General features: G+C 73.6%; 15 protein-coding genes and 1 pseudogene. 8 read left to right on the top strand and 8 right to left on the bottom strand.

The window, feature by feature from the left end; all coding sequences use genetic code 11:
- Positions 1 to 177: 177 nt before the first annotated feature.
- Complete coding sequence (locus tag ACFYT4_RS10060) at positions 178 to 1,662, bottom strand: aminotransferase class I/II-fold pyridoxal phosphate-dependent enzyme (protein WP_389267057.1); 1,485 nt, start codon at positions 1,660 to 1,662, stop codon at positions 178 to 180.
- 121 nt (positions 1,663 to 1,783) lie between these two features.
- Here ACFYT4_RS10060 and ACFYT4_RS10055 point away from each other — a divergent pair, with 121 nt between their 5' ends.
- Positions 1,784 to 2,524, top strand: coding sequence for a class I SAM-dependent methyltransferase (locus tag ACFYT4_RS10055; RefSeq protein ID WP_389267056.1), 741 nt, complete (start codon positions 1,784 to 1,786; stop codon positions 2,522 to 2,524).
- A gap of 269 nt (positions 2,525 to 2,793) precedes the next feature.
- Here ACFYT4_RS10055 and ACFYT4_RS10050 read toward each other — a convergent pair whose 3' ends face one another.
- On the bottom strand, positions 2,794 to 5,115 hold the full coding sequence (locus ACFYT4_RS10050; RefSeq protein WP_389267055.1) for a hypothetical protein: 2,322 nt from the start codon (positions 5,113 to 5,115) through the stop codon (positions 2,794 to 2,796).
- A gap of 70 nt (positions 5,116 to 5,185) precedes the next feature.
- Between ACFYT4_RS10050 and ACFYT4_RS10045 the strand changes: the two genes are divergently transcribed.
- Both ACFYT4_RS10045 and ACFYT4_RS10040 read left to right on the top strand, forming a co-directional pair.
- Positions 5,186 to 5,578, top strand: a complete 393-nt coding sequence (locus ACFYT4_RS10045; protein ID WP_389267054.1) for a CU044_2847 family protein — start codon at positions 5,186 to 5,188, stop codon at positions 5,576 to 5,578.
- Positions 5,562 to 8,003, top strand: a complete 2,442-nt coding sequence (locus ACFYT4_RS10040; RefSeq protein WP_389267053.1) for a trypsin-like peptidase domain-containing protein — start codon at positions 5,562 to 5,564, stop codon at positions 8,001 to 8,003. The genes ACFYT4_RS10045 and ACFYT4_RS10040 overlap by 17 nt, the downstream gene beginning before the upstream one ends.
- A 53-nt stretch (positions 8,004 to 8,056) precedes the next feature.
- Here the strand turns inward: ACFYT4_RS10040 and ACFYT4_RS10035 are convergent, their stop codons facing one another.
- The gene (locus ACFYT4_RS10035; protein WP_389267052.1) at positions 8,057 to 8,431 is read right to left on the bottom strand and encodes an RNHCP domain-containing protein; all 375 of its coding nucleotides are present in this window, start codon (positions 8,429 to 8,431) and stop codon (positions 8,057 to 8,059) included.
- A 686-nt stretch (positions 8,432 to 9,117) separates the two neighbouring features.
- On the opposite strand from ACFYT4_RS10035, the gene ACFYT4_RS10030 reads away from it, so the two are divergent.
- On the top strand, positions 9,118 to 9,801 hold the full coding sequence (locus tag ACFYT4_RS10030; protein ID WP_389267051.1) for a DUF899 domain-containing protein: 684 nt from the start codon (positions 9,118 to 9,120) through the stop codon (positions 9,799 to 9,801).
- Positions 9,802 to 9,844: 43 nt separating this feature from the next.
- Here the strand turns inward: ACFYT4_RS10030 and ACFYT4_RS10025 are convergent, their stop codons facing one another.
- From ACFYT4_RS10025 to ACFYT4_RS10010, 4 genes are all read right to left on the bottom strand, one after another.
- Positions 9,845 to 11,083, bottom strand: a complete 1,239-nt coding sequence (locus tag ACFYT4_RS10025) for an XdhC family protein (RefSeq protein ID WP_389267050.1) — start codon at positions 11,081 to 11,083, stop codon at positions 9,845 to 9,847.
- Positions 11,084 to 11,151: 68 nt separating this feature from the next.
- Entirely contained in the window at positions 11,152 to 13,539 is a 2,388-nt protein-coding gene (locus ACFYT4_RS10020) for a xanthine dehydrogenase family protein molybdopterin-binding subunit (protein WP_389267049.1), read from the bottom strand.
- Complete coding sequence (locus ACFYT4_RS10015) at positions 13,539 to 14,231, bottom strand: (2Fe-2S)-binding protein (RefSeq protein WP_389267048.1); 693 nt, start codon at positions 14,229 to 14,231, stop codon at positions 13,539 to 13,541. The genes ACFYT4_RS10020 and ACFYT4_RS10015 overlap by 1 nt, the downstream gene beginning before the upstream one ends.
- The gene (locus tag ACFYT4_RS10010) at positions 14,231 to 15,121 is read right to left on the bottom strand and encodes an FAD binding domain-containing protein (RefSeq protein WP_389267047.1); all 891 of its coding nucleotides are present in this window, start codon (positions 15,119 to 15,121) and stop codon (positions 14,231 to 14,233) included. The genes ACFYT4_RS10015 and ACFYT4_RS10010 overlap by 1 nt, the downstream gene beginning before the upstream one ends.
- A 331-nt stretch (positions 15,122 to 15,452) precedes the next feature.
- Here ACFYT4_RS10010 and ACFYT4_RS10005 point away from each other — a divergent pair, with 331 nt between their 5' ends.
- Positions 15,453 to 17,138: a PucR family transcriptional regulator gene (locus tag ACFYT4_RS10005; RefSeq protein ID WP_389267116.1), complete on the top strand. Its 1,686-nt coding sequence runs from the start codon at positions 15,453 to 15,455 to the stop codon at positions 17,136 to 17,138.
- Between the two features lie 212 nt (positions 17,139 to 17,350).
- On the opposite strand, the pseudogene ACFYT4_RS10000 reads toward ACFYT4_RS10005, so the two are convergent.
- Positions 17,351 to 17,832: pseudogene (locus ACFYT4_RS10000) on the bottom strand (MFS transporter); the annotation flags it as partial.
- Between the two features lie 258 nt (positions 17,833 to 18,090).
- Between ACFYT4_RS10000 and ACFYT4_RS09995 the strand changes: the two are divergent.
- The 3 genes from ACFYT4_RS09995 to ACFYT4_RS09985 are packed head-to-tail and all read left to right on the top strand — an operon-like array spanning position 18,091 to position 21,831.
- Positions 18,091 to 19,155, top strand: a complete 1,065-nt coding sequence (locus ACFYT4_RS09995) for an iron ABC transporter substrate-binding protein (RefSeq protein WP_389267046.1) — start codon at positions 18,091 to 18,093, stop codon at positions 19,153 to 19,155.
- Positions 19,156 to 19,198: 43 nt separating this feature from the next.
- Complete coding sequence (locus ACFYT4_RS09990) at positions 19,199 to 20,755, top strand: ABC transporter permease (protein WP_389267045.1); 1,557 nt, start codon at positions 19,199 to 19,201, stop codon at positions 20,753 to 20,755.
- Complete coding sequence (locus tag ACFYT4_RS09985; protein ID WP_389267044.1) at positions 20,752 to 21,831, top strand: ABC transporter ATP-binding protein; 1,080 nt, start codon at positions 20,752 to 20,754, stop codon at positions 21,829 to 21,831. Before ACFYT4_RS09990 ends, ACFYT4_RS09985 begins: the two co-directional genes overlap by 4 nt.
- Positions 21,832 to 21,980 lie beyond the last annotated feature (149 nt).

Raw genomic sequence — 21,980 nt, 5'->3', positions numbered from 1 at the left:
ATCGTTTACCCACCGCTCATCTCCTGTCTGGCCTGAATTCACGGGAGGCGAAAGGCGGGTGACGGACAGTAAGGGCGGTCGGCCACCGGCACCGCGCCGGAACGTCACGGGGCCGGTAATTGCCGACCGAGTTCCGGTTTCCGGGTCCCGGTTTCCCGGTATGCGGAGCCATGCGTCCTACGCTCCGGAGACCAGGCGGTCGACGGCCGCCGTGCCCGAGGTGTATCCGGGAACCATCGCCTCCGAGCGCACGGGCGGCTGTGCGCGGTCCCCGGCGGGGCAGGGCTCGGGCCCGCCCCGCTGTCCGGGCTCCTGCGCGAGCGCCAGCATCGGCGCGCCCTGCGGCCGGGCACCCGTGTCGGGCCCCGCGCCGGCCTCCTCGCCCGGATGCGGCGCGGGCTGCCCCGGGTCCTGCCCGTGCTCGTGGTGGTCGTCCCGGGGGTGGTCCGGCCGCGCCTGCCGATGCGTGGGCGGGGAGTGCGGGGGCAGCTGCGAGAGCATCGGCGCCATCGGCTGCGGCGGCGGTTCCGGCATCCGGACGCTGCGCCCGTACAGCACCTGTTCCATCCCCGAGATCAGCCGCACCACGTCCTCCTGCGGCCGGACCACCAGCCGCAGAAAGCGGCTCGAACTGCCCACCTTGTTGCCGCACTCGCGCACCAGGACCCCGTGCTCCGCGAGCAGCCGGTCGCGCAGGACCGATCCGTCGACCCCCTCCGGGAGGCGTACGTACAGAAAGTTGCCCTGCGAGGGGTAGACGGTGAGCCCCGGCAGCTGGGAAAGGCGCCACATCATCTCCTGACGGTCCCGGCGCGCCTGCTGAAGGCTGCGGGAGTACTCCTGGCGGTGCTCCCTCAGCATGAACACCACGGTCTCGGCGAAGGAGTTGAGATTCCACTTCGGCAGGGCCGCCCGTACCCTCCCGGCGAGCGTCGGGTTGGACACGAGATAGCCGAAACGCACCCCGTGCAGCCCGAAGTTCTTGCCCAGGCTGCGCAGGACGATCACATTCGTGCGCAGGACGGCCTCGTCGGCGACGCTCGGTTCCCTCTCCGCGTCCGCGAACTCCAGGAACGACTCGTCGACGACGATCAGGTCCAGATCCCGCAGTTCGTCGAAGAGCTCGACGATCTTCTGCCGGGACAGAAAACCGCCGTCGGGGTTGTTGGGGTTGCAGATCACGGCCGCGCGCGAGCCCCGGCTCCGGATGAAGCGGACGAACGAGGCCGGGTCCAGCGAAAAACCGTGCGCCTCGGGCAGCAGCAGCATGTCGACCCTTTTACCGGTCTCCATCGGCTGGTCCGTCCAGCGCCCGAACGTCGGCACGGGAACGGCCAGCGACTCACGCACCAGCAGATGATCGATCCAGGTGATCAGTTCGGTCGAGCCATTGCCCATGGCGACGGTCTGCGGATTGAGCCCGAGCACCTGGCACAGCTCGGCGGTGACGGTGTCCGTGTCACTGGGGTAGTACGTGAGGATCTCCCGCAGCCGCCCGCCCAGCTCGTCGAACATCGCGGGCGTCGGGAAGTACGGATTGCACGGAATACAGAAGTCCGTGATCTCCCCCGGCTGTCCGCCGCCGGCGCGGTGGAGCATCGAGTACGAGGGGCTGTGCGCCGTGGACGCGCGGAAAAGAGCGGTGACGTTGCCGCCTGCCATCAATTCTGCCTCCCTGCTCCCTGGGTTCGGCCCTCACGGTGCGCAGGGACCCCCACGGAGTACGGATGCCGGTGAGGCGTTGTTCAACGGGCGGTGCGGACGTGGCGGTAGTGTGAAGGTGATGTTCTCCTCATCCGGCCCCACGTTCCGCGAGCTGACCGTGCAGGCGCTCTCCTCCGTCCAGCACGGATACGACCTGCTGGCGCCCACGTTCGACGAGACCCCCTTCCGTACACCGGACCGGATCCTCGACCCGTTCGTCCGGGCCGTCGGGCCGCTCGGCCCCTTCCGGTCCGGGCTCGACGTCTGCTGCGGCACCGGGGCGGGCGTCGGCGCGCTGCGCCGGCTGTGCGAGGAGCGGGTGACGGGCGTCGACTTCAGCGAGGGCATGCTCGCCGAGGCCCGTGCGACGGCCGGGTCCCTCCCCGGTGCGCCCCTCTCCCCCCGGGTGTCCTGGGTCCAGGCGGACGCCCGCGCCCTGCCCTTCGCCCCGGTCTTCGATCTCGCCGTGAGCTTCGGCGCGTTCGGGCACTTCCTGCCCCGCGAGCGCCCGGAGCTGTTCGCCCAGGTGCACCGCAGTCTGCGCCCCGGCGGCATGTTCGTCTTCCCGCTGCCGGCTCCTCCCCGGGTCGGCTCGCGGCTCTACTGGGCGCTGTGGGGCTTCGACGCGGCGATGCGCGTACGGAATCTGCTGTGGCGCCCGACGTTTGTCATGTACTACCGCACCTTCCCGCTCTCCGAGGTCCGCGACGAGCTGACGCGGACCGGGTTCTCGGTGGAGCTGCTGCCCGTGGAGGAGCTGGGCCGGCTGCCGGACGGCAGCCCCCGGTGCCGCCTGGTGGTGGCCCGCCGGCGCGGCTGAGCCGTGCGTCGCGTCCCGTCCGCACCGCGCGCGGGAACGGCGTCCGGCGCGACGGCGTGTCGGTCCTCGTCGGCTTCCTGATCGGCGGTCTCCCGGGTCTCGGTGCTCCGTTCGGCTGGAGCTGCCCGGCCGCACTCCGGGCCCGGGCTCCCCGACCTGGGCCACAGGCCGCGGGCCCCGATCCCCGGGCCGTGAGCCACCGGCGCCGCGGGTGCCGTCCGCCCCGGCGGGATCATCCCGGGCGACCGGCAGCGGCACGGGGCGGCCCGTCAGTACGGGGCCCGGGGGCGGAGCCGGCCGAGCAGCAGCGCGCGTTCCGTGGCGAACACGCGGTCCGCCCGGTAGTCGTCGTGCCCGAGGATCGGGGCGTACAGCGGATGCTCGGCGGTACGGCCGAAGGCGAGCGGATCGCGCAGGGGGTCGCTGTCCACCGGGGCTCCGCCGAGGTCGCCGACGGGACCGCCGACGGGGTCCGTGTGCCGCCACAGATTCCGCCAGCCGGCCAGCTCGCGGTCGAGCGTCCGCAGCTGATCGGGCCCGAAGTACGCGGGGAACCAGCGGCCGTGGATCCGCGCCAGCGGTGAACCGCAGGTGAGCAGGGAGACCCGGCGGCGGTATCCGGGCTCCAGCTGGAAGGCCGCCGCCGCGGCGAGCACCGAGCCCTGCCCGTGCCCGGAGAGCAGCAGCGCTCCCCCGGTGGCACGCATCCAGGACATCATCCGCCACTGAAGGTCGGGCACCGCGCGCTCCGCCTCGCAGGGCGGCCCGAAGGGATGGGCCGCGCGCGGCCAGAACGTGCTCATGTCCCACAGGACCCCGACGGAACGGCGCGCGGCGGGCCAGGTGTACGCGGCCCAGCCCGCCGACAGCAGCAGCGCGGCGAGCACCGGCCCGAGCCAGACGCCGGCCCGGGTGAGGGTCTCGGTGAACAGCCAGGCGGGGTGGAGATCGACCGTGGCCCCCGTGATCAGCAGCAGATGGACCAGGGCCGCCGCGCCCACCAGGCCCAGGACGACGGGGGCGGTCTCGGTCAGCGCGGCCGAGCCGCGGGCGAGCCCGATCTCGTCGCTGCGCAGCCGGTCCGCCGCCTCGCCCCGGTATTCACGCTCCACTTCGAAGCGCAGCCGCCGGGCCGTTCTCCGGCGCAGGGCGTCGATCGCCGGGGTGAGCAGCGAGGCGAAGTACAGGAGCACCAGCGGGCCCAGGACGGCGATGTGCTGGAAGACCGGGACGCCCGCGATGTCCGCCCCGGGGTCCGTGACCGTACGGCCGTCCAGCAGGAGCGCCGTGGCGACGGCCGGCACCGCGGAGAACATCGCGGCCAGCCAGCAGGCCAGCAGGGCGACGACGGGACCGCCGCAGCCGCGCAGGGCGACGCGGCGGGACCGGTGGCGGGAACGCGGCGACCAGCACAGGAACAGCGCGCCCAGCAGGGCGACTTCGACCAATGGCACGGCGGTCGACAGCGCCCGGACGCCGGGCAGGGACCCGACGGCGCTCCCCGTCGCGGGCACCGTCCAGGAGAGCGCGACCGCCACCAGGAACAGGACGAAGGCCCCGGCCGGAAGCCATCCGGCGATCGCCAGGCGCCGTTCGTCGAGCCGGGTGCTGCGGCCCGCTCCCGCGATCTCCAGCACCGCGAGCGCGGTGACGAGCGCGACCAGACCCGCGACCACCCACCCCGTACCCGTGCTGCCGGCGCCGGCGCGGGAGCCCCCGGGGCCCAGGAGGACCGCGAGGAACGGCACGGTCAGGGTGGCGAGGGCCAGCGTGAAGTGCCCGGCCGCCAGCCTCAGGACCTGTCGGCGCCCGTACCACATCCCCGGTGCCGAGAGCGGCGCGCCGGTGCCCGCGGACCCGCCGGGCGGGGAGGTCGCCGGGCGCACCGCCTCGGTACGGAACCAGGTGCGCCGCGCGACCCTGCTCTGAAGGGCGATGAGCAGCAGCGCCGGGAAGACCCCCGCGGTCAGGGCGGGGCCCGGCATCCCCGCGAACGCGCCCTCCGCCGGGCTCAGCCGGCGGACCCAGGAATGCTCCCGTGAGCAGGCACCGCGCGGCAGCGCACACTGCCACGCCACCAGATCCATGAGGACGGTGGCGACCGTGGTGAACAGCTGCACGGTCAGGGCCGCCGCCAGCAGCCTCATCAGGACCCCGTAGATCCGGGCCCTGCGGGGCCGTCGGCCGCCGTGCGCCGCGGGGCCCATCCACACGGCCAGGTTGACCAGCAGGAACGGCAGCACCAGCAGCCACAGTGCGCGTGCGGGCCCGTCACCGGCCCGCGCGCCCGTGGAGTAGGTCTCGGTGACCGGCCGGCCGGCCTGGTAGTCCTGGGGGTGCTGTTCCGCGTCCGCGTCCGCGGTGCGCCGGTGCAGCCGGGCCCTGCGGTCCCCCGAGATCTGGACGACACCGGGGTCGCCCAGCAGCTCCTGCGGGGACGCCGCCCGGGAGCCCGCGACGACGAGTTCGAGGGTCAGCGGCTCGATCGCGGGCGGGCGCACCGCGCCCCACTCGGCCGCGTCACCGGACCCGCGCCCCGGCGGGCCGCCGGCCGCCGACCCCGGGGTGCCACCGCGTTCCACATCACTCACAGTCCCCCCTCGAACACCCGACGAGCCGCTACTCTGCCGCACATCCACAGCGAACGGGTAGGGGGAACTGATGGCCGGTGAAGAGGTTCTGACGGCGGTTCAACTTCCGGACGGGACACGGATGATGGTGCAGGCGGTCGGTGTGGGGCCGGCGCCCGCGCCCGCTTCGGGGGACTGGCAGGCACAGGAGATGGACGAGGAGGTCGGCCTTCTCTCCTTCGACCTCGAACAGGTCACCTCGGCGCTCGGCACCTTCGCCGAAGGGGTCACCTCGGCGCTGCGCAGGGCCCGGCCGGACCGGCTCACGGTGGAGTTCGGCTGCCAGGTCGGGGTGGAGACGAGCGGGCTGATCGCCCTGATCACCAAGGGCTCCGTGGACGCCAATCTCACCGTCACCATGGAGTGGGACCGGTCGGCGGCGGACGGTCGGCAGCCGGACGAGACCCGTGGCACGACCGGCTGAGCCCGAGGGCACCCCGGCGGATTCCGTACGGGCCTGGGAGCGGCTGAAGTCGGCGCTGAGCACGACGACCGTCGCCCTGGAGAGTTCACGGCCAGGCGCCCGGGACAGCGGTACCGGGTTCTTCGTCGGCCCCGGGCTGGTGCTGACCTGCGCCCATGTCGCGTTGCCCGGCGGTCTGCGGCCCTCGGCCGTCCGGGGGAGCTGGCGCAGGGGCGCGGAGAGCGTCCCGCTCGTCTTCTCCGTCGACGACATGGACGTCCGACCGTTCGACGGCGGGCGCGGCCCCGATCTGGCGCTGCTGCGGGTGAGCGAGGGGGATCTCGGGGACCAGCCGTGCGCGGCGCTGTCCCGGGGGCCGGCCCGCCCGCCCGACGGACAGCGGCTGCACGCGCACGGCCACCCGGCCCACGACTACGCGGGCGGGGACGCCTTCGGTCTGCGGGTCGTCGGCGGCTCCTGGCACAGGAACGGCGCCGAGCTGCTGAAGGTCGGCGGCTCGGAGCTGTGGCGGGGTGCCAGCGGTTCGCCGGTGATCGACCGGGGCTCGGGCTGTGTCATCGGGGTCGTACGCGCCAAACAGCGCGGGACCGATCCGACGGCCGACCACGAGGCCCGGCTGGTGCCCGCCCCGGTGGTGTGGGACACCTTCCCCGCGCTGGCGCGGCAGCAGCGGCTGGGGTGGGAGCCGCTGGAGCGGTGGCTCGGGCTGCTGTCCGACGAGCAGTTGCAGGAGGGCAACTGGCGCACGCCCGGCCCCCGGCTGAAGGGCTATCTGACCGTCCTGCACGAGGCCACCGCCCGGCACAGCTATGTCGATGTCCTGCACACCGTCCTGTCCGGCCGCTCCGGTGGCGCGCGCCGCCCGCTCCCGGCCGGTGACATCCGGGTGCCGGTACGGGCCAGACCGGGGCACGGCGCGGAGGGCGGCGGCCCGCAGCGGTCCGGCGACCCGGAGCCCGCGGGTGCCCCCTGCCGTCCGGTGGACTCCGCCGCGCTGCTGGCGGGCGCGCACGTCGTGGGCGAGGCGGGCACCGGCAAGTCGACGCTGCTGCGGACGGTCGCCCGCGACTGGGCGCGGGAGTGGCTGGACGGCACGGTCGGCGACTATGTGCCCGTGTACGCGGCGGCCCCCGTGATGGCGCGCGGTATCGGCAACGACCCCTGGGATCCGCTCGGCTGGCTCGCGCGCGCCGTGAGCCGTGATCTGAGCGCCGCGGCCGGGCGGTGCGCCGGGACCGTACGGATCGGCACACCGGTGCTGCCGCTGCCGGACGTGTTCAAGAACCCGCCCTTCCCGGCCCGCAAGTGGCTGCTGCTGGTGGACGGGGTGGACGAGGTCGGCAGCCCCGAGCAGCGCCGCCAGATCCAGAACGCGCTGGTCGCCTTCGCCAACTCCCCCCATTTCACGGTCGTTCTCACCAGCCGGGACCCGCTCCGGTTCCACGGCATCGAGGAGGCGGGTCTGCAGAGCCTGCGGCTGTGCCGGCTGAGCGGGGAGGCACGCGCGGAGCTGGCCGCGAAGTGCCTCGCGGCGTTCGGCCCCGGCGCCCGGGGCGGGGGCCGGGCGCCCGAGAGGTTCCTCGGGGAGCTGGAGCGCTTCGGGCTGGCGGAGCTGGCGATGCGGCCCATGTTCTGTGTCGTTCTGTGCGCGGTGTACGCGGACAGCGGGGCGAGCGGTCTGGAGGGCGGCCGATTCCGGCTGTTCGAGCGGCTGACGGACATCCTCCTCGACGGCGCGGCCGAGGGGACGAACCCGCTGCCCGCGTCCCGCGGGGAACTGCGCTCCGTGCTCGCCGCCCACGCGGCCGAGTTGCGTGAGCCCACGTTCGGGCTGCGGCCGACACTGGACGAGCTGATCGGCGCGATGCCGTCGCAGCGGCTCGCCCGGCCGGGTGACGATCCCTGGGTGCCGTCCGTGCGCGCGTATCTGCACAGCACCGGACTGCTCTCCCCCGACGCGCCCGACGACCAGCCCTTCAGCCATGAGCTGCTCGTGGACTACTTCGCCGCGTGCGCGTGGGCGCGGGGCACGCCCGCGGACGCCCGGGCGGTCCGGCAGGTCGCCGAGGACTGCATGAAGCGGGAGACGGAGTCGTACGCCCTCTTCCGCGCCGCACGCCTGCTGACGGCGGCTCCCGGGGCGATCGCGGGCGAGCTGGGGTCGTGGTCCGGGCGGCGGCGCAACCAGGCGGCCGTGATGATCGCCAAGCTGGCGGCGGAGGCGGCCCCGGTGCCGCCGGAGCTGCTGGCGGCCACGGCGGCGGCCCTGCGGCGCTGGTCGCGCCGGGCCGGGACGCCGGACGGCCCGCCGCCGCGGCACTCCCCCGCCCTGCCGACCTCACCGGGGTGGCCCGTGTGGGCGGCTGCGGTGCTCCCGGTCGTCGAGTCGGCGGCCGGGGGCGGCGGGGAGCGGCGGCGGTGCTGATCCCGGTGCCCGCCCGGAGAGGCGGGCACCGGGACGCGGTGCCGGTGCCCTGCTCAGAGCGCGGCGAGGCGCTCCAGCGGGAACGGCGGCTGAGCCAGCGGGCGGACCGCCAGTCTGGTCAGCGGCAGCGCGTTGTCGTCGCCCGCCGTGCGGTTGGCGTGGAGCACTCCGCAGCTGGTGCAGCGGTGGACGAGCACCCATTCGCCGTCGCCGCGTACGGAGATGGCGAGCGGTTCCATCCGGGCTCCGCAGTCGGCGGCCCGGTCGCCCGGGGTGTCGTCGAGATGACGGCTCCACAGGCAGTTGGGGCAGTGGTTGCGGTGCCCGGTGCCCGCTGCGGTCATCGGGACGTCGAGACCGCAGTGGAGACAGCGGAAGGATGCGGCGCGGGCTTCGGTGCGGGCGCGCCGGGATCTGTTGCGTGACATGGTGGACACGACTCCTGTGTGATGCGCGGTAGTGGGGTCAGCTCTCGACTCGACTCCGGCTCGCACCGAGGGAGTTCATCACGCGGGTGCGGATGTCCTTCCTCGATCACGAGAACGGCTCCGCGCGGCCCGGGGCATACAAGCACCACTCTCCACATACAGGCGTGTCACACACATGTCAGGTCGACCTGGTCATGGGACCGCGCGGGCCGTGGGTTCCGCAACCGGTTTTCCCCGGGCCTGGCCCGCGGGGGTTCCCACCGGTCCGTCCCGCGCCGTGGACGTCGGCGGGTGGAGCGTCGGGAACGGTGTCCCGTACCGGCCACTGTCTCCCGAGCCCGGCCCTGTTTCCGCTCCCCCGGCCCCCGGTCGGCCCCCGACGGCGGCTGGGCGAACGCCACCGGACACCGCCGGACACGACGAGCAGCGGTCGGCCGCCCTGGTGTGCGGGACCGCCCTCATCAACGCCTTCAACCGGGCGAACGCCATCACCTGTGCGACAGCGAAAGGCCCTCACTCGCCAGGCTCCCCCTTCCGCGAGGCAGCCGCAATTCGAGCAAAGCCGTATGGCGCATCGGCGTGCGTCCGGGTCGGTGGCGGCCCACCCTGGAGGCAGAGGGTCCTGCTGAACGGCGTCCGGCTCACCCCCGCATGAGCCCGGACCGAACCGGAAGGTGGACGTCACGATGAAGACACCCCCGATCGTCACGCCACAGGAGTGGGAGGCGGCGCGCCGACAGCTCCTCGTGAAGGAGAAGGAGCTGACCCGCGCCCGGGACGGGCTGGCCGCGGAGCGCCGGCGGATGCCCTGGATGGCGGTGGAGAAGGGCTATGAGTTCGACGGGCCCGAGGGCAGGGTGAGCCTGCTCGACCTGTTCGAGGGACGCCGTCAGCTGATCGTCTACCGCGCCTTCTTCGAGCCCGGCGTGACCGGCTGGCCGGACCACGCGTGCGTCGGCTGTTCCATGGTGGCCGACCACGTCGCCCGGCTCGCCCATCTGAACGCCCGCGACACCACGCTCGTCTTCGCCTCCCGCGCGCCGCAGCCGGACATCGAGCGTGTGAAGGCGCGGATGGGCTGGACGATGCCCTGGTACACCATCACCGACGACTTCGACACCGACTTCGGTGTGGACGAGTGGCACGGCACGAACGCGTTCATCCGCGACGGCAGCGGCGTGTTCCGCACCTACTTCATCAACGCCCGTGGCGACGAGGCGTTGGGGAGCACCTGGAGCTACCTCGACATGACCGCGCTCGGACGGCAGGAACCATGGGAGGACTCGCCCGAGGGCTACCCCCAGACCCCGCCTTACGAATGGTGGAACTGGCACGACGCATACGGCGGCGCCGAGCCGGCGCGGGAGTAGCCGGCCCCGAGGGCGGTCCGACGGCCCGCGAGCCACCCCCTGGCTACCTTGCGTCCGGTGTCCGAGCCGGGACTCCCGGGCCGGTACGGGCGGTGCCGCTCTCGGGACGGCCCGTACCGGCCGTACCGCTCTCGGGACGCCGGTGGTGGATCGGCGTGCGCGCCCCCGTCAGGGGGACACCGCTGCCGCCGCGCCGGGCGGCGACGATCTCCGCGGCGATCGACAGGGCCGTCTCCTCGGGGGTGCGGGCGCCGAGGTCGAGACCGATGGGGCTGCGGAGCCTCGCCAGTTCGCGTTCGGTGACCCCCGCCTCCCGCAGCCGCCGACTGCGGTCCTCATGCGTACGGCGGGAGCCCATCGCGCCGACGTAGGCGACGGGGAGCCGCAGCGCCTCTTCGAGGAGCGGGACATCGAACTTGGCGTCATGGGTGAGGACGCACAGGACGGTACGGGAGTCGACCCGCGTGGACCGCAGATACCGGTGCGGCCAGTCGACGACGACCTCGTCCGCGTCGGGGAAGCGGTCCCTGGTCGCGAAGACGGGACGGGCGTCGCAGACCGTGACGTGGTGGCCGAGGAACTTCCCCGCCCCGGCCAGCGCCGACGCGAAGTCGACGGCACCGAAGACGATCATGCGCGGGGGCGGGACGCTGGACTCGACCAGCAGGGTCAGCGCGCTGCCGCACAGGCCGCCGTCCGCACCGATCACGACCGGTCCCGTGCGGCCCGCGTCCAGCAGCGCCGCGGCCTCGCCCGCGGCCGTGCGGTCGAGCGCGGCACGCCCGCCGAGGGTCCCCTCGTACGTGCCCCCGGGCCGGACGAACAGGGCGCGGCCCAGCAGTTCGGCCGGTCCCTCCACCACCCTGGCCAGCGCGGCGCTCTCCCCCCGTACGGCGGCGGACAGCGCCAGGAGGACGACGTCCCGCAGCGCAGCGGCCGGAGCCCGGGTGCCGTCCGGGCCCGGAGACGGCGCGTGGACCGGGGTCACCAGGATGTCGATCACTCCCCCGCAGGTCAGACCCGCGGCGAAGGCGTCCTCGTCGTCGTATCCGAAGCGCTCCCGCACGGTGTGGCCGTCCCGGAGCGCCTGGCGGCACAGCTCGTACACCGCGCCCTCCACACACCCTCCGGAGACCGAGCCGATCGCCGCCCCGTCACTGTCCACGGCCAGCGCGGCGCCCGGCTGCCGGGGCGCGCTGCCGCCGACGGCCACCACGGTGGCGACGGCGAACGACCGCCCCTGCCCGGCCCACCGGTCGAGCCCGTCGGCGATGTCCAGCATGTCGCTCTCCTTCAGGGTGTACGGACCCCGCGTCCGGGGGCGCGGGGCCCGCCGGAGGCATCGGTGTTTCAGGAGGTGCCGGTCAGATGCTCCGGCCGCACCGGCGTACGGTTCAGCTCCAGCCCCGTCGCGGCGCGGATCGCCGCCAGGACGGCGGGAGTCGACGACAGGGTGGGTGCCTCGCCGACCCCGCGCAGCCCGTACGGCGCGTGGTCGTCGGCGAGTTCGAGCACCTCGACGGGGATGGCCGGTGTGTCGAGGATCGTGGGGATCAGATAGTCCGTGAAGGACGGGTTGCGCACCTTCGCGGTCGCGGGGTCGACGAGGATCTCCTCCATGACGGCGATGCCCAGTCCCTGGGTGGTGCCGCCCTGGATCTGGCCGACGACGGACAGCGGGTTGAGGGCCTTGCCGACGTCCTGGGCACAGGCCAGTTCGACGACCTTCACCAGTCCCAGTTCCGTGTCGACCTCCACGACCGCGCGGTGGGCGGCGAAGGAGTACTGCACATGGCCGTTGCCCTGCCCGGTGGTCCGGTCGAACGGCTCGGTGGGCCGGTGCCGCCACTCCCGCTCGATGTCGACCGCCTCGTCCCCCAGCACATCGGCGAGATCGGCGAGGACCTCACCGCCGTCGGTGACCACCTTGCCGCCTTCAAGCAGCAGTTCGGCGGTGGCCCACGCCGGATGGTACGAGCCGAACCGGCGGCGGCCCAGGTCGAGGACCTTCTCGCGCACCGCCTCACAGGTGTTCCTGATCGCGCCGCCCGTGACATACGTCTGCCGGGACGCGGAGGTGGAGCCCGCCGAGCCCACCCGGGTGTCGGCGGGCTGGATGGTGACGTGGGCGACGCCCAGTTCGGTACGGGCGATCTGGGCGTGGACGGTGACTCCGCCCTGGCCGACCTCGGCCATCGCCGTGTGCACGGTCGCGACGGGCACCCCGCCGACGACCTCCATGCGCACCCGGGCCGTCGAGTAGTCGTCGAAGCCTTCGGAGAAGCCGACGTTCTTGATCCCGACCGCGTAGCCGACGCCCCGGACGACGCCTTCGCCGTGGGTGGTGTTGGACAGACCGCCCGGCAGGGCGCGTACATCGGCGTCGCCGCCCGCGCTCTCCCACTGGCGCTCGGGCGGCAGCGGACGGGCCTTGACCCGGCGGAGCAGTTCGGCGACGGGGGCCGGGGAGTCCACGCGCTGGCCCGTCGGCATGATCGTGCCCTGTTCCATGGCGTTGAGCTGCCGGAACTCCACCGGGTCCATGCCGAGGGCCGCGGCGAGCCGGTCCATCTGGGCCTCGTAGGCGAAGCACGCCTGGACCGCGCCGAAGCCGCGCATCGCGCCGCAGGGCGGGTTGTTGGTGTAGAGGGCGATCGCCTCGATCTCGACGTCGTCGACGGCGTACGGCCCCACGCCCAGCGAGGAGGCGTTGCCGACGACGGCCGGGGAGGCGGAGGCGTAGGCGCCGCCGTCCAGCACGATCCGGCACCTCACATGGGTGAGGCGGCCGTCCCGGGTGGCGCCGTGCTCGTAGGTGAGTCTGGCGGGGTGGCGGTGGACGTGGCCGAAGAAGGACTCGAACCGGTTGTAGACCATCTTGACGGGCCTGCCGGTGCGCAGGGCCAGCAGACAGGCGTGGATCTGCATCGACAGGTCCTCACGCCCGCCGAACGCGCCGCCGACACCGGAGAGCGTCATCCGCACCCGGTCCTCGGGCAGCCCGAGCACGGGCGCGATCTGGCGGAGGTCGGAGTGCAGCCACTGGGTGGCCACATACAGCTCCACCCCGCCGTCGTCCGTGGGGACGGCGAGCCCGGACTCGGGGCCGAGGAACGCCTGGTCCTGCATGCCGAAGACGTACTCGCCCCTGACGACCACATCGGCGCGCTCCGCCGCCTTCGCCGCGTCGCCGCGGACGATCGGCTGGCGGTGCAGGATGTTCGGGTGCGGCACATGGCCGCTGTGGTGGTCGTCGCGCCCCTCGTGCACGAGGACCGCGCCGGGCGCGGTGGCGGACTCCTCGTCGGTGATCAGCGGCAGTTCGGCGTACTCGACACGGATCTTCGCCGCGGCGCGGCGCGCGGTCTCGGGGTGGTCGGCGGCGACGAGGGCGACCGGCTCGCCGTGGTGGCGGACCTTGCCGTGGGCGAGGACGGGCGTGTCCCGGATCTCCAGTCCGTAGTGCTTCACGTCGGCGGGCAGATCGTCGTACGTCAGCACGGCGTGCACGCCCGGGGTCGCCAGCGCCTCGGCGATGTCGAGGGACCGGATCTCGGCGTGGGCGACGGTGGAGCGGAGCGTGTGGCCCCACAGCATGTCCTCGTGCCACATGTCGGAGGAGTACGCGAACTCCCCGGTGACCTTCAGGGTGGCGTCGGGGCGGAGCGTGGACTCGCCGATGCCGCCGCGGGTCCGGGAGCCCTGGGCGAGGCCGGTGGGGGTGCCTGTGGTGGCCATCAGAGCGACTCCTCCCGGCGTGCGGCCGCCAGCCGGACCGCGTCGAGGATCTTCTCGTAGCCGGTGCAGCGGCAGAGGTTGCCGGAGAGTGCCTCCCGGATGTCGGCGTCGGACGGCCGGGCGTTGCGCTCCAGCAGGTCGTCGGCGGCGACCAGGAGGCCCGGGGTGCAGAAGCCGCACTGGACGGCTCCCGCGTCGATGAACGCCTGCTGGACCGGCGAGAGCGCGGGTGCTCCGCCACCGTCCCCGGCGGGGGAGCCCCCGGGGTGCGGCGCGCCGGACTCACCCGTACGGGAGCCGCCGCGCCCGCCCGTGGGTGAGCCGTCTCCGGTGGGCGGGCCGCTGCCCGCGCCCGTGGCGGAACCGGTGCCGTCGGCGGTCCACCGGCGGGCGTCCTGGAGCGAGGTGCCGCCGGAGCGCGCGCCGCTTCCCCGGTCGCGCCGGCGGGCATGGTCGGCGAGGCCCTCGACCGTCACGATCTCGCGGCCCTCGGCCTGGCCGGCGGCGACCAGGCAGGAGCAGACCAGGACCCCGTCGAGGCGGACCGTGCAGGAGCCGCACTCGCCCTGCTCGCAGGCGTTCTTGGAGCCCGGGAGACCCATGCGCTCGCGCAGCACGTACAGCAGGCTCTCGCCCTCCCACACATCGTCGGCCTCCTGCCGGCGGCCGTTGACCGTGAACGTCACTCGCATCAGGCGGCTCCCTCGGTGGCGCGGGCGGTGCCGCGGTAGGACTCCCAGGTCCAGGTCAGTGTGCGGCGGGCCATGACCCCGACCGCGTGACGGCGGTAGGCCGCCGTGCCCCGGACGTCGTCGATGGGGTTGCAGGCGGCGGCGGCCAGCACCGCGAACTGCCGGGCGACGGACGGTGTGATGATCTTCCGGCTCTCCCAGAAGCCGCCCTCGTCGAGCGCCGCGCCGAGAAACTCCTCGGCCGCCGACGCCCGTACGGGGGTCGGCGCGGCGGAACCGATGCCCGTCCGTACCGTACGGGTCCGGGGGTGCAGGGCCAGCCCGAAGGCGCACACGGCGATCACCATGGCGTTGCGCGTACCCACTTTGGAGTACTGCTGGGGGCCGTCGGCCCTGTCGATGTGCACGGCCCTGATCAGCTCGTCGGGGGCGAGCGCGTTGCGTTTCACCCCCGTGTAGAAGGCGTCGATCGGGATGCGGCGGGTGCCGCGCACGGACGCGACCTCGACCTCGGCGCCCGCGGCCAGCAGCGCGGGGTGGGCGTCCCCGGCAGGGGAGGCGGTGCCGAGGTTGCCTCCGACGCCGCCGCGGTTGCGGATCTGGGGGGAGGCCACGGTGTGGGAGGCGAGGGCGAGTCCCGGCAGCTCGGCCCGCAGGTTCTCCATCACGGCGGTGTACGGGACCGAGGCCCCGAGCCGGACCGTCCGGGCGCCGACCTCCCACTCGCTCAGCTCGCCGATGCGGTTCAGGTCCATGAGGTACTCGGGCCGGCGGTGGTCGAAGTTGATCTCGACCATGACGTCGGTGCCTCCCGCGATGGGCACCGCGGTGGGGTGCTCGGCCTTGGCGGCGAGCGCCTCGTCCCAGCTGGCGGGGCGGAGGAAGTCCATGAACGGCTCTCTTCTCACTCGTCCGGGGAGGGACCGGCCGCCCGGAGGCCGTGCGGCGGGCGGGTCCGGGACGGCCGGCCGGTGACCGGCGGTCCAAGCGCCGCGTGCGCGCGCCTGTTCATGTTCTGTTCACGCTCTGTGCGCCCAGTACACAAGGAGTGCGCCAGCCGGTGCAGTCACCGAAACCATGAAGGAGTTGGCTGGTCTCCTTTCCTGTCTTGTAGATTCAGACGAAAAAGCGGCGAAAAGCAGGGAACGGCAACACCGCAGTTCCCTCATGGAAACCGTGGCCCCGGCCACCGGCAACAACGAGACAGATCGGCGGCGACGGATGCGGCTGCGCGCACTGCTGGAGGACGACGCGCTGGGGTTGCGGCTGCTCGGCGGCGAGGAGGAGCTGGACCGCGGGGTGCGCGGAGTGATGACCACCGATCTGCGGGACCCGAGCCGCTATCTGTCGGGGGGCGAACTGGTGCTGACGGGCCTCGCCTGGCGTCGGTCGCCGGACGACTCGGAGCCGTTCGTCCGGATTCTCGCGGGCGCGCAGGTCGCCGGCCTGGCCGCGGGTGAGGCGGAGCTGGGCAGTGTCCCGGAGGATCTGGTGGCGGCGTGTTCCCGCCATCGGCTGCCGCTGTTCGCCGTCCATGAGTCCGTTGCTTTCGCAACGATCACAGAGTATGTCGTACGCCGGGTGTCGGGCGAGCGCGCGGGGGATCTGGCGGCCGTCGTGGACCGGCACCGCCGGCTGATGACCTCGGGCCCCGCGGGCGGCGGCGGCCCCGAGGCCGTGCTCGATCTCCTCGGCTCCGATCTGGATCTGCGTGCCTGGGTGCTCTCCCCCACCGGCCGCCGGATCGCGGGTCCGGGTGAAGCACTGCCCGCGTCCGTGAGCACCGCTCTCGCGGGAGAGCACCTGTCCGCCACCCGCACCGGACGGCCGGGGCCGCACCGGGTGACCGTGGAGGGAACCGTCTACTCCCTCTTCCCGATCCGCAACACCGGCCGCGCGGGTGGGCCCGCCTCCGCCGATGCGCGCGAGAGCGTGCTGTCCGACTGGCTGCTCGCGGTCGAGGCCGACGCGGGCGACTGGCCCCGGGCCCGGCTCGACCTCCTCCAGGGCGTCACCCAGCTGATCGCCGTGGAACGCGACCGGCGCGACGCCGCCCGCGCCGTCCGCAGAAGGCTCGCCCAGGAGGTCCTGGAGCTGGTCCAGACGGCCGCCGCGCCCGCCGAGATCGCCGCGCGGCTGCGGGTGGCCGCACCGGTCCTGCTGCCGGGCGCGGGCAACGCGCCGCACTGGCAGGTCGTGGTCGCCCGTGTCGACTGGGGGCGGGGCGGTCCGCCGGCCGAGGCCGGGCCGGTGGCCCGGTCGCTGCTGGAGGAGATCCTCGTCGACCGGCCGGCGGCGCCCGGGACCGACTCCTTCGACCGGATCGCCGTCGCCCACACGGGTGAGGAGGCGATCGCCCTCGTACCGCTGCCCGCCGTGCCGCCGACCGGGGACACACCCGCCACGGAGGAGGGCCTGCACGCGGACGCGCTGCTCGACGCCGTACGCGACCCGCTGTCGGCCGGTCTCGCGGACGACGGGCGGCTCACCCTCGGCGTCAGCGCGCCGGTCAGTTCGGCGGAGGGGCTGCGCGGGGCGCTGGAGGAGGCCCGGCACGCGCGCCGGGTCGCGGCGGCCCGCCCGGGCCGGGTCTGCGCGGCGGGCCATCACGAGCTGGCGTCCCACGTCCTGCTGCTGCCGTTCGTGCCGGACGACGTCCGCCGCGCCTTCACCGCGCGGCTCCTCGATCCGCTGCGGGAGTACGACCGCCGTCACCGCGCGGAGCTGATCCCGACGCTGGAGGCGTTCCTCGCGAGCGACGGCTCCTGGACGCGGTGCGCCGCCCGGCTGCATCTGCATGTGAACACCCTGCGGTACCGGGTGGGCAGGATCGAGCAGCTCACCGGCCGCGATCTGTCCCGCCTGGAGGACAAGCTCGACTTCTTCCTGGCGCTCCGGATGAGCTGACGGGCTTCCCGGCGCCGGGGTCGGCCGACGGCACTTCCCGGCGCCCGCTGAGCCCGGCTCCCGGGACCGGTCCCGGGGGCACGTCCCTGCGTGCGGCGCGATCGGCGGGTGGTCGTCGCGGACCCGCTCCGGAGCCAGGGCGGGCCCGGATCGGGTCCGCCCGGGTACCCGCGCGGGCCCGGGCACTCCCCGGCGCTCCCGGCTCAGGGGGCGCCGCCGAACAGCGGCCCGATCGTGGTGCCGACGGAGAAACCGGTCATCACGACGGCGACGGCGAAGCCGCGCTGTCCGGCGTCCTGGAACATCACCCGGACCAGGGAGAGCGTGGAGGGCATCAGGGTCGCGCCCGCCAGTCCGAGCAGGGCCCGTGCCGCGATGAGGGTCTGCGCGCTGTCGGCGTACGCGGCGAGGACGGAGGCGGCGCCGAAGAGGGCCGCGCCGATCAGCAGGAGCCGCCTGAGGCGAAGCGGTCACCGGCCGCGCCCAGGGGCACCAGCGCCCCCGCGATCAGAAAGTCGTAGATGTCCATGATCCAAAGCAACTCGGCGGAGGTGGGGGCGAGATCGGCGCTCAGCCGGGGCACCGCCAGATGCAGGACGGTCATGTCCATGGAAATGAGCAGGGTGGGCAGTGCGAGAACGGTGAGCCCGATCCATTCCCGGCGCCCTGCTCGCGGCGATGACTCCATGGTCATGGCGGGTTTCCTCCGTTCATCAGAAGGCGAGCGGGCAACGGGGCGGGACTTTACGTGCCTCCACGGCAGGTGCGCACGGAATTTTCAAGGCCTGACGCGTTATGAGTCGATAACGACTTGAGCACTACGTTGACCACCGCTTGGCCCGAAATTGACAGTTAGGCAAGGCTCACCATATTTATGGGACGTCCGTAAATTGGTCCCGCACCGACGGCCGGCTCCCCGTCCGGCCCGGCGCGGGTTGTTCAGGAGGCACCCATGCGACGTCCGCTCGTCCGCCGCGGCACCGCACTCGCCATATCCGCGCTGCTCCTTCCCGTACTCGCCGGCTGCGGCGGTTCGGACGACAAGAAGAACGACAGCGACCCCAAGGCCAAGAGCACCGCACAGAGCACGGACGAGCTGGTCATCTACTCCGGGCGCAACGAAGAGCTGATCTCCCCGATCATCAAGAAGCTGGAGACCGCGACCGGCACGAAGGTCCAGGTCCGCTACGGCGACAGCGCCGAGCTCGCCGCCCAGATCCTGGAGGAGGGCGACAAGACCAAGGCGGGCCTGTTCTTCTCGCAGGACGCCGGCGCCCTCGGCGCGCTCTCCCAGGCCGGAATGCTCGGGAAGATCCCGCAGAAGTCCCTGGACAAGGTGGACGCCGCCTTCCGCGGCGGCCAGGACGACTGGGTCGGCGTCTCCGGCCGCTCGCGCGTCATCGCGTACAACTCGAAGAAGGTCGAGAAGGCCCCCGACAGCGTCAAGGACCTGACGAAGCCCGAGTGGAAGGGCAAGGTCGGCTACGCGCCCACCAACGCCTCCTTCCAGGCGTTCGTCACCGGTATGCGCGTCCTGGAGGGCGACGAGGCCACCCTGAAGTGGCTCAAGGACTTCAAGGCCAACGGCGCCAAGCCGTACGCCAAGAACGGCGCGGTCCTGGACGCGGTGGACAAGGGCGAGGTCTCCCTCGGTCTGATCAACCACTACTACTGGTACGAGAAGGCCGCCGAGGTCGGCGCGGACAAGCTCACCGCCAAGATCCACTTCCTGCCGGGCGGCGACCCGGGCGCGCTGATCAACGTCGCGGGCGTCGGTGTCCTCAAGGACGGCGGCCAGAGCGCCGCGGCCGAGAAGGCCGTCGACTACCTGCTCTCCACCGAGGCCCAGACCTACTTCGCCGAGGAGACGAAGGAGTACCCGCTCGCGGCCGGTGTCACCTCCTCCGTGAAGGACCTCCCGCCGCTGGCGTCCCTCAAGGCCCCGAAGATCGACCTCGGGAAGCTGGAGTCCCTCCAGAAGACCCTGGAGATGCTCAAGGAAGCGGGCATGGTCTGATCGGTCCCGCGAGCACCGGGAGCGACACACCCTCCGTATGAGCATGAAGAGTTCACACTCCGTGCGCCGTCCGGCCGCCGCGTCCCCCGCGGCGGCCGGGCGGCGCCGTCCACCGTTGGTCCTGCTACTCCCCGCTGCGGCGGCGGCGCTGATCGCGCTGCTGCCGCTCGGCTATCTCGGCGTACGCGCCATGGAACGCGGCTGGGGCTTCGCCTGGGACATCGTCTCCGAGCCGCGCACGAGGGAACTGCTCGGCCGCAGCCTCTCACTGGCCGCGATCGTCGTCGCCGCCTCCCTGGTGATCGGTATCTCCCTGGCCTGGCTGACCGTCCGGACCACGCTGCCCGGCCGCCGGGTCTGGGCGGTGCTGGCGACCCTGCCGCTGGCCGTACCGAGCTATGTGGCCGCCTTCACCTGGATCTCGGCCGCGCCGTCGCTGGCGGGGCTGCCCGGCGCGGCGATCACCCTCACCTTCGCCTGTTTCCCGTACGTCTTCCTGCCGGTCGCGGCGACCCTGCGCGGAATCGATCCGGCACAGGAGGAGGCGGCCCGCTCCCTGGGCAGCGGATCGCTGCGCACCTTCCTGCGGATCACCCTGCCGCAGCTGCGGCCCGCGGCGGCGGGCGGCGCGATCCTCGTCGCGCTGTACGTCCTCTCCGACTTCGGGTCGGTGTCGATCATGCGGTACGACACCTTCACCCGCGCCGTCCACTCCTCGTACCAGGCCAGCTTCGACCGGACCCCGGCCGCGGTCCTCGGCTGTGTGCTGGTCGCGATGACCGTGATCCTGGTCATGGCGGAGAACCGCACCCGGGGCCGCGCGGGGCACTCCCGCACCGGCCGGGGCAGCGCGCGCCCGCCCGTCCGGCTCCGGCTCGGCCGGTGGACCGCGCCCGCGCTCGCCTGGTGCGGCGCGGTCGCGGCGGCGGCCGTCGCCTTCCCCCTCGCGACCCTCGGATACTGGCTCACCGTCGGCAACTCCGGCTGGGACCCCGAGCGGCTGTGGTCCGCCACCGTCGCCACGGTCACCGTCGCCGCCGCCGGAGCGGCCGTCACCACCCTGCTCGCCCTGCCGGTCGGGGTGCTCTCCGCGCGGTACCGCGGACGGCTCGCGGGGCTGCTCGAACAGTCCGTGTACGCCGGACACGCCGTGCCCGGGATCACCGTCGGACTGGCCCTGGTGTTCTTCTCGGTCCGGTACGCGTATCCGCTGTACCAGGAGCTGCCGCTCCTCATCGCCGCGTACGTCGTGCTGTTCCTGCCGGTCGCGGTGGCCTCGGCCCGCGCGGCGGTTCTCCAGGCACCGCCGGTGCTGGAGGACGTGGCCCGCACCCTCGGACGCTCCCCGCTGCGGGTCGTCCGCGAGATCACGGTGCCGCTCGCGGCGCCCGGGATCGGCGCGGGCGCCGCGCTCACCTTCGTGGTCATCATGAAGGAGCTGCCGGCGACGCTGCTGCTCCGGCCGACCGGTACCGACACCCTCGCGACACGGCTGTGGACCGAGACCGGCGCGGGCGCCTTCGCCGGTGCCGCGCCCTACGCGGCGGCCATCGTGCTGATCGCCGCGATCCCCTCCTATCTGCTCGGAAGGCGCTCATGACCGCCACGGCCGGACTGCGCGTGAGTGCGCTGACCACCTCGTACGGGCACGGTGTCCGGGTCCTCGACGACCTCGCGCTCGACGTCCCCGACGGTGAACTCGCGGCCGTCCTCGGCCCGTCGGGCTGCGGCAAGACCACCCTGCTGCGGGTCATCGCGGGCTTTGTCGCACCGGACGCGGGCGAGGTCGTCGTCGGCGGGCGCACCGTGAGCGGACCGGGTGTCCATGTGCCGCCCGAGCGGCGGGGTGTCGGCATCGTCGCGCAGGAGGGCGCGCTCTTCCCGCATCTGAGCGTGGCCCGGAACGTGGCCTTCGGCCTGGTCGGCGCGGGGCGGGCCGAACGGCGGTCCCGTACGGCCGAGATGCTGGAACTCGTCGGGCTAGGCGACTACGGCGACCGGATGCCGCACGAGCTGTCGGGCGGTCAGCAGCAGCGGGTGGCGCTCGCCCGCGCGCTGGCGCCCCGGCCCGCGCTGGTCCTGCTCGACGAGCCGTTCAACGCCCTCGACAGCGGTCTGCGGGCGGGGCTGCGCGCGGACATCCGGAGTGCGCTGCGCGCCGCCGGGGCGACCGCGCTGCTGGTCACCCACGACCAGGAGGAAGCGCTGTCGTCGGCGGACCGGGTCGCGGTCATCCGTGACGGACGGGTCGCCCAGTCCGGTACCCCCCAGGAGCTGTACGCGCGTCCCGCGGACCCCTGGGTGGCCTCCTTCGTGGGCGAGGCGGTGCTCCTGGCGGGGACCGCGGACGGCGGCCGGGCGGTGACCGCGCTCGGCGCGGTCCCGCTCGCGGACGGCCCGGGCCCGGCGGCGGGCTCCGGCACGGTCGTCCTGCGCCCCGAGCAGCTGCGTCTGGTCTCCCCCACCTACGCCGACGCCCCCGCCGCAACCGACTCCGCGCGCGGCCGGGTGACGGAGGTCCGCTTCCACGGCCACGACGCGCTGGTCACGGTGGATGTCACGGGCGTGGGCGCGGTGACGGTACGGACCACCGGGGGCGCCGGTGTGGCTCCGGGCGACGAAACGACCGTCCGCATCACCGGCGAGGCCACCTTCCACCTTCCCGGCCCCGCCTGAGCCGGGAGGGCCCGGCCTCCACCCGGACGGTGACCGTCCCGGCTCTCGCGGACGGCGGACCCGGGCGGAGGCGTCCGTCCCCCTGCCCCGGGGGTCCCGCGCGGTCCCGGGGCCACCGGGCGAACCGACCCGCACCCCGGATCCGAACA

This window comes from Streptomyces sp. NPDC004609 (assembly GCF_042873655.1).
GTDB lineage: Bacteria > Actinomycetota > Actinomycetes > Streptomycetales > Streptomycetaceae > Streptomyces.
This window is presented reverse-complemented; position numbering and strand designations above follow the sequence as displayed.

Coding starts and splice junctions, on each gene's coding strand:
- ACFYT4_RS10060 (WP_389267057.1), bottom strand. CDS start 1,662: ATGGCAGGCGGCAACGTCACCGCTCTTTTCCGCGCGTCCACGGCGCAC.
- ACFYT4_RS10055 (WP_389267056.1), top strand. CDS start 1,784: ATGTTCTCCTCATCCGGCCCCACGTTCCGCGAGCTGACCGTGCAGGCG.
- ACFYT4_RS10045 (WP_389267054.1), top strand. CDS start 5,186: ATGGCCGGTGAAGAGGTTCTGACGGCGGTTCAACTTCCGGACGGGACA.
- ACFYT4_RS10035 (WP_389267052.1), bottom strand. CDS start 8,431: ATGTCACGCAACAGATCCCGGCGCGCCCGCACCGAAGCCCGCGCCGCA.
- ACFYT4_RS10030 (WP_389267051.1), top strand. CDS start 9,118: ATGAAGACACCCCCGATCGTCACGCCACAGGAGTGGGAGGCGGCGCGC.
- ACFYT4_RS10025 (WP_389267050.1), bottom strand. CDS start 11,083: ATGCTGGACATCGCCGACGGGCTCGACCGGTGGGCCGGGCAGGGGCGG.
- ACFYT4_RS10020 (WP_389267049.1), bottom strand. CDS start 13,539: ATGGCCACCACAGGCACCCCCACCGGCCTCGCCCAGGGCTCCCGGACC.
- ACFYT4_RS10015 (WP_389267048.1), bottom strand. CDS start 14,231: ATGCGAGTGACGTTCACGGTCAACGGCCGCCGGCAGGAGGCCGACGAT.
- ACFYT4_RS10010 (WP_389267047.1), bottom strand. CDS start 15,121: ATGGACTTCCTCCGCCCCGCCAGCTGGGACGAGGCGCTCGCCGCCAAG.
- ACFYT4_RS10005 (WP_389267116.1), top strand. CDS start 15,453: ATGCGGCTGCGCGCACTGCTGGAGGACGACGCGCTGGGGTTGCGGCTG.
- ACFYT4_RS09995 (WP_389267046.1), top strand. CDS start 18,091: ATGCGACGTCCGCTCGTCCGCCGCGGCACCGCACTCGCCATATCCGCG.
- ACFYT4_RS09990 (WP_389267045.1), top strand. CDS start 19,199: ATGAAGAGTTCACACTCCGTGCGCCGTCCGGCCGCCGCGTCCCCCGCG.
- ACFYT4_RS09985 (WP_389267044.1), top strand. CDS start 20,752: ATGACCGCCACGGCCGGACTGCGCGTGAGTGCGCTGACCACCTCGTAC.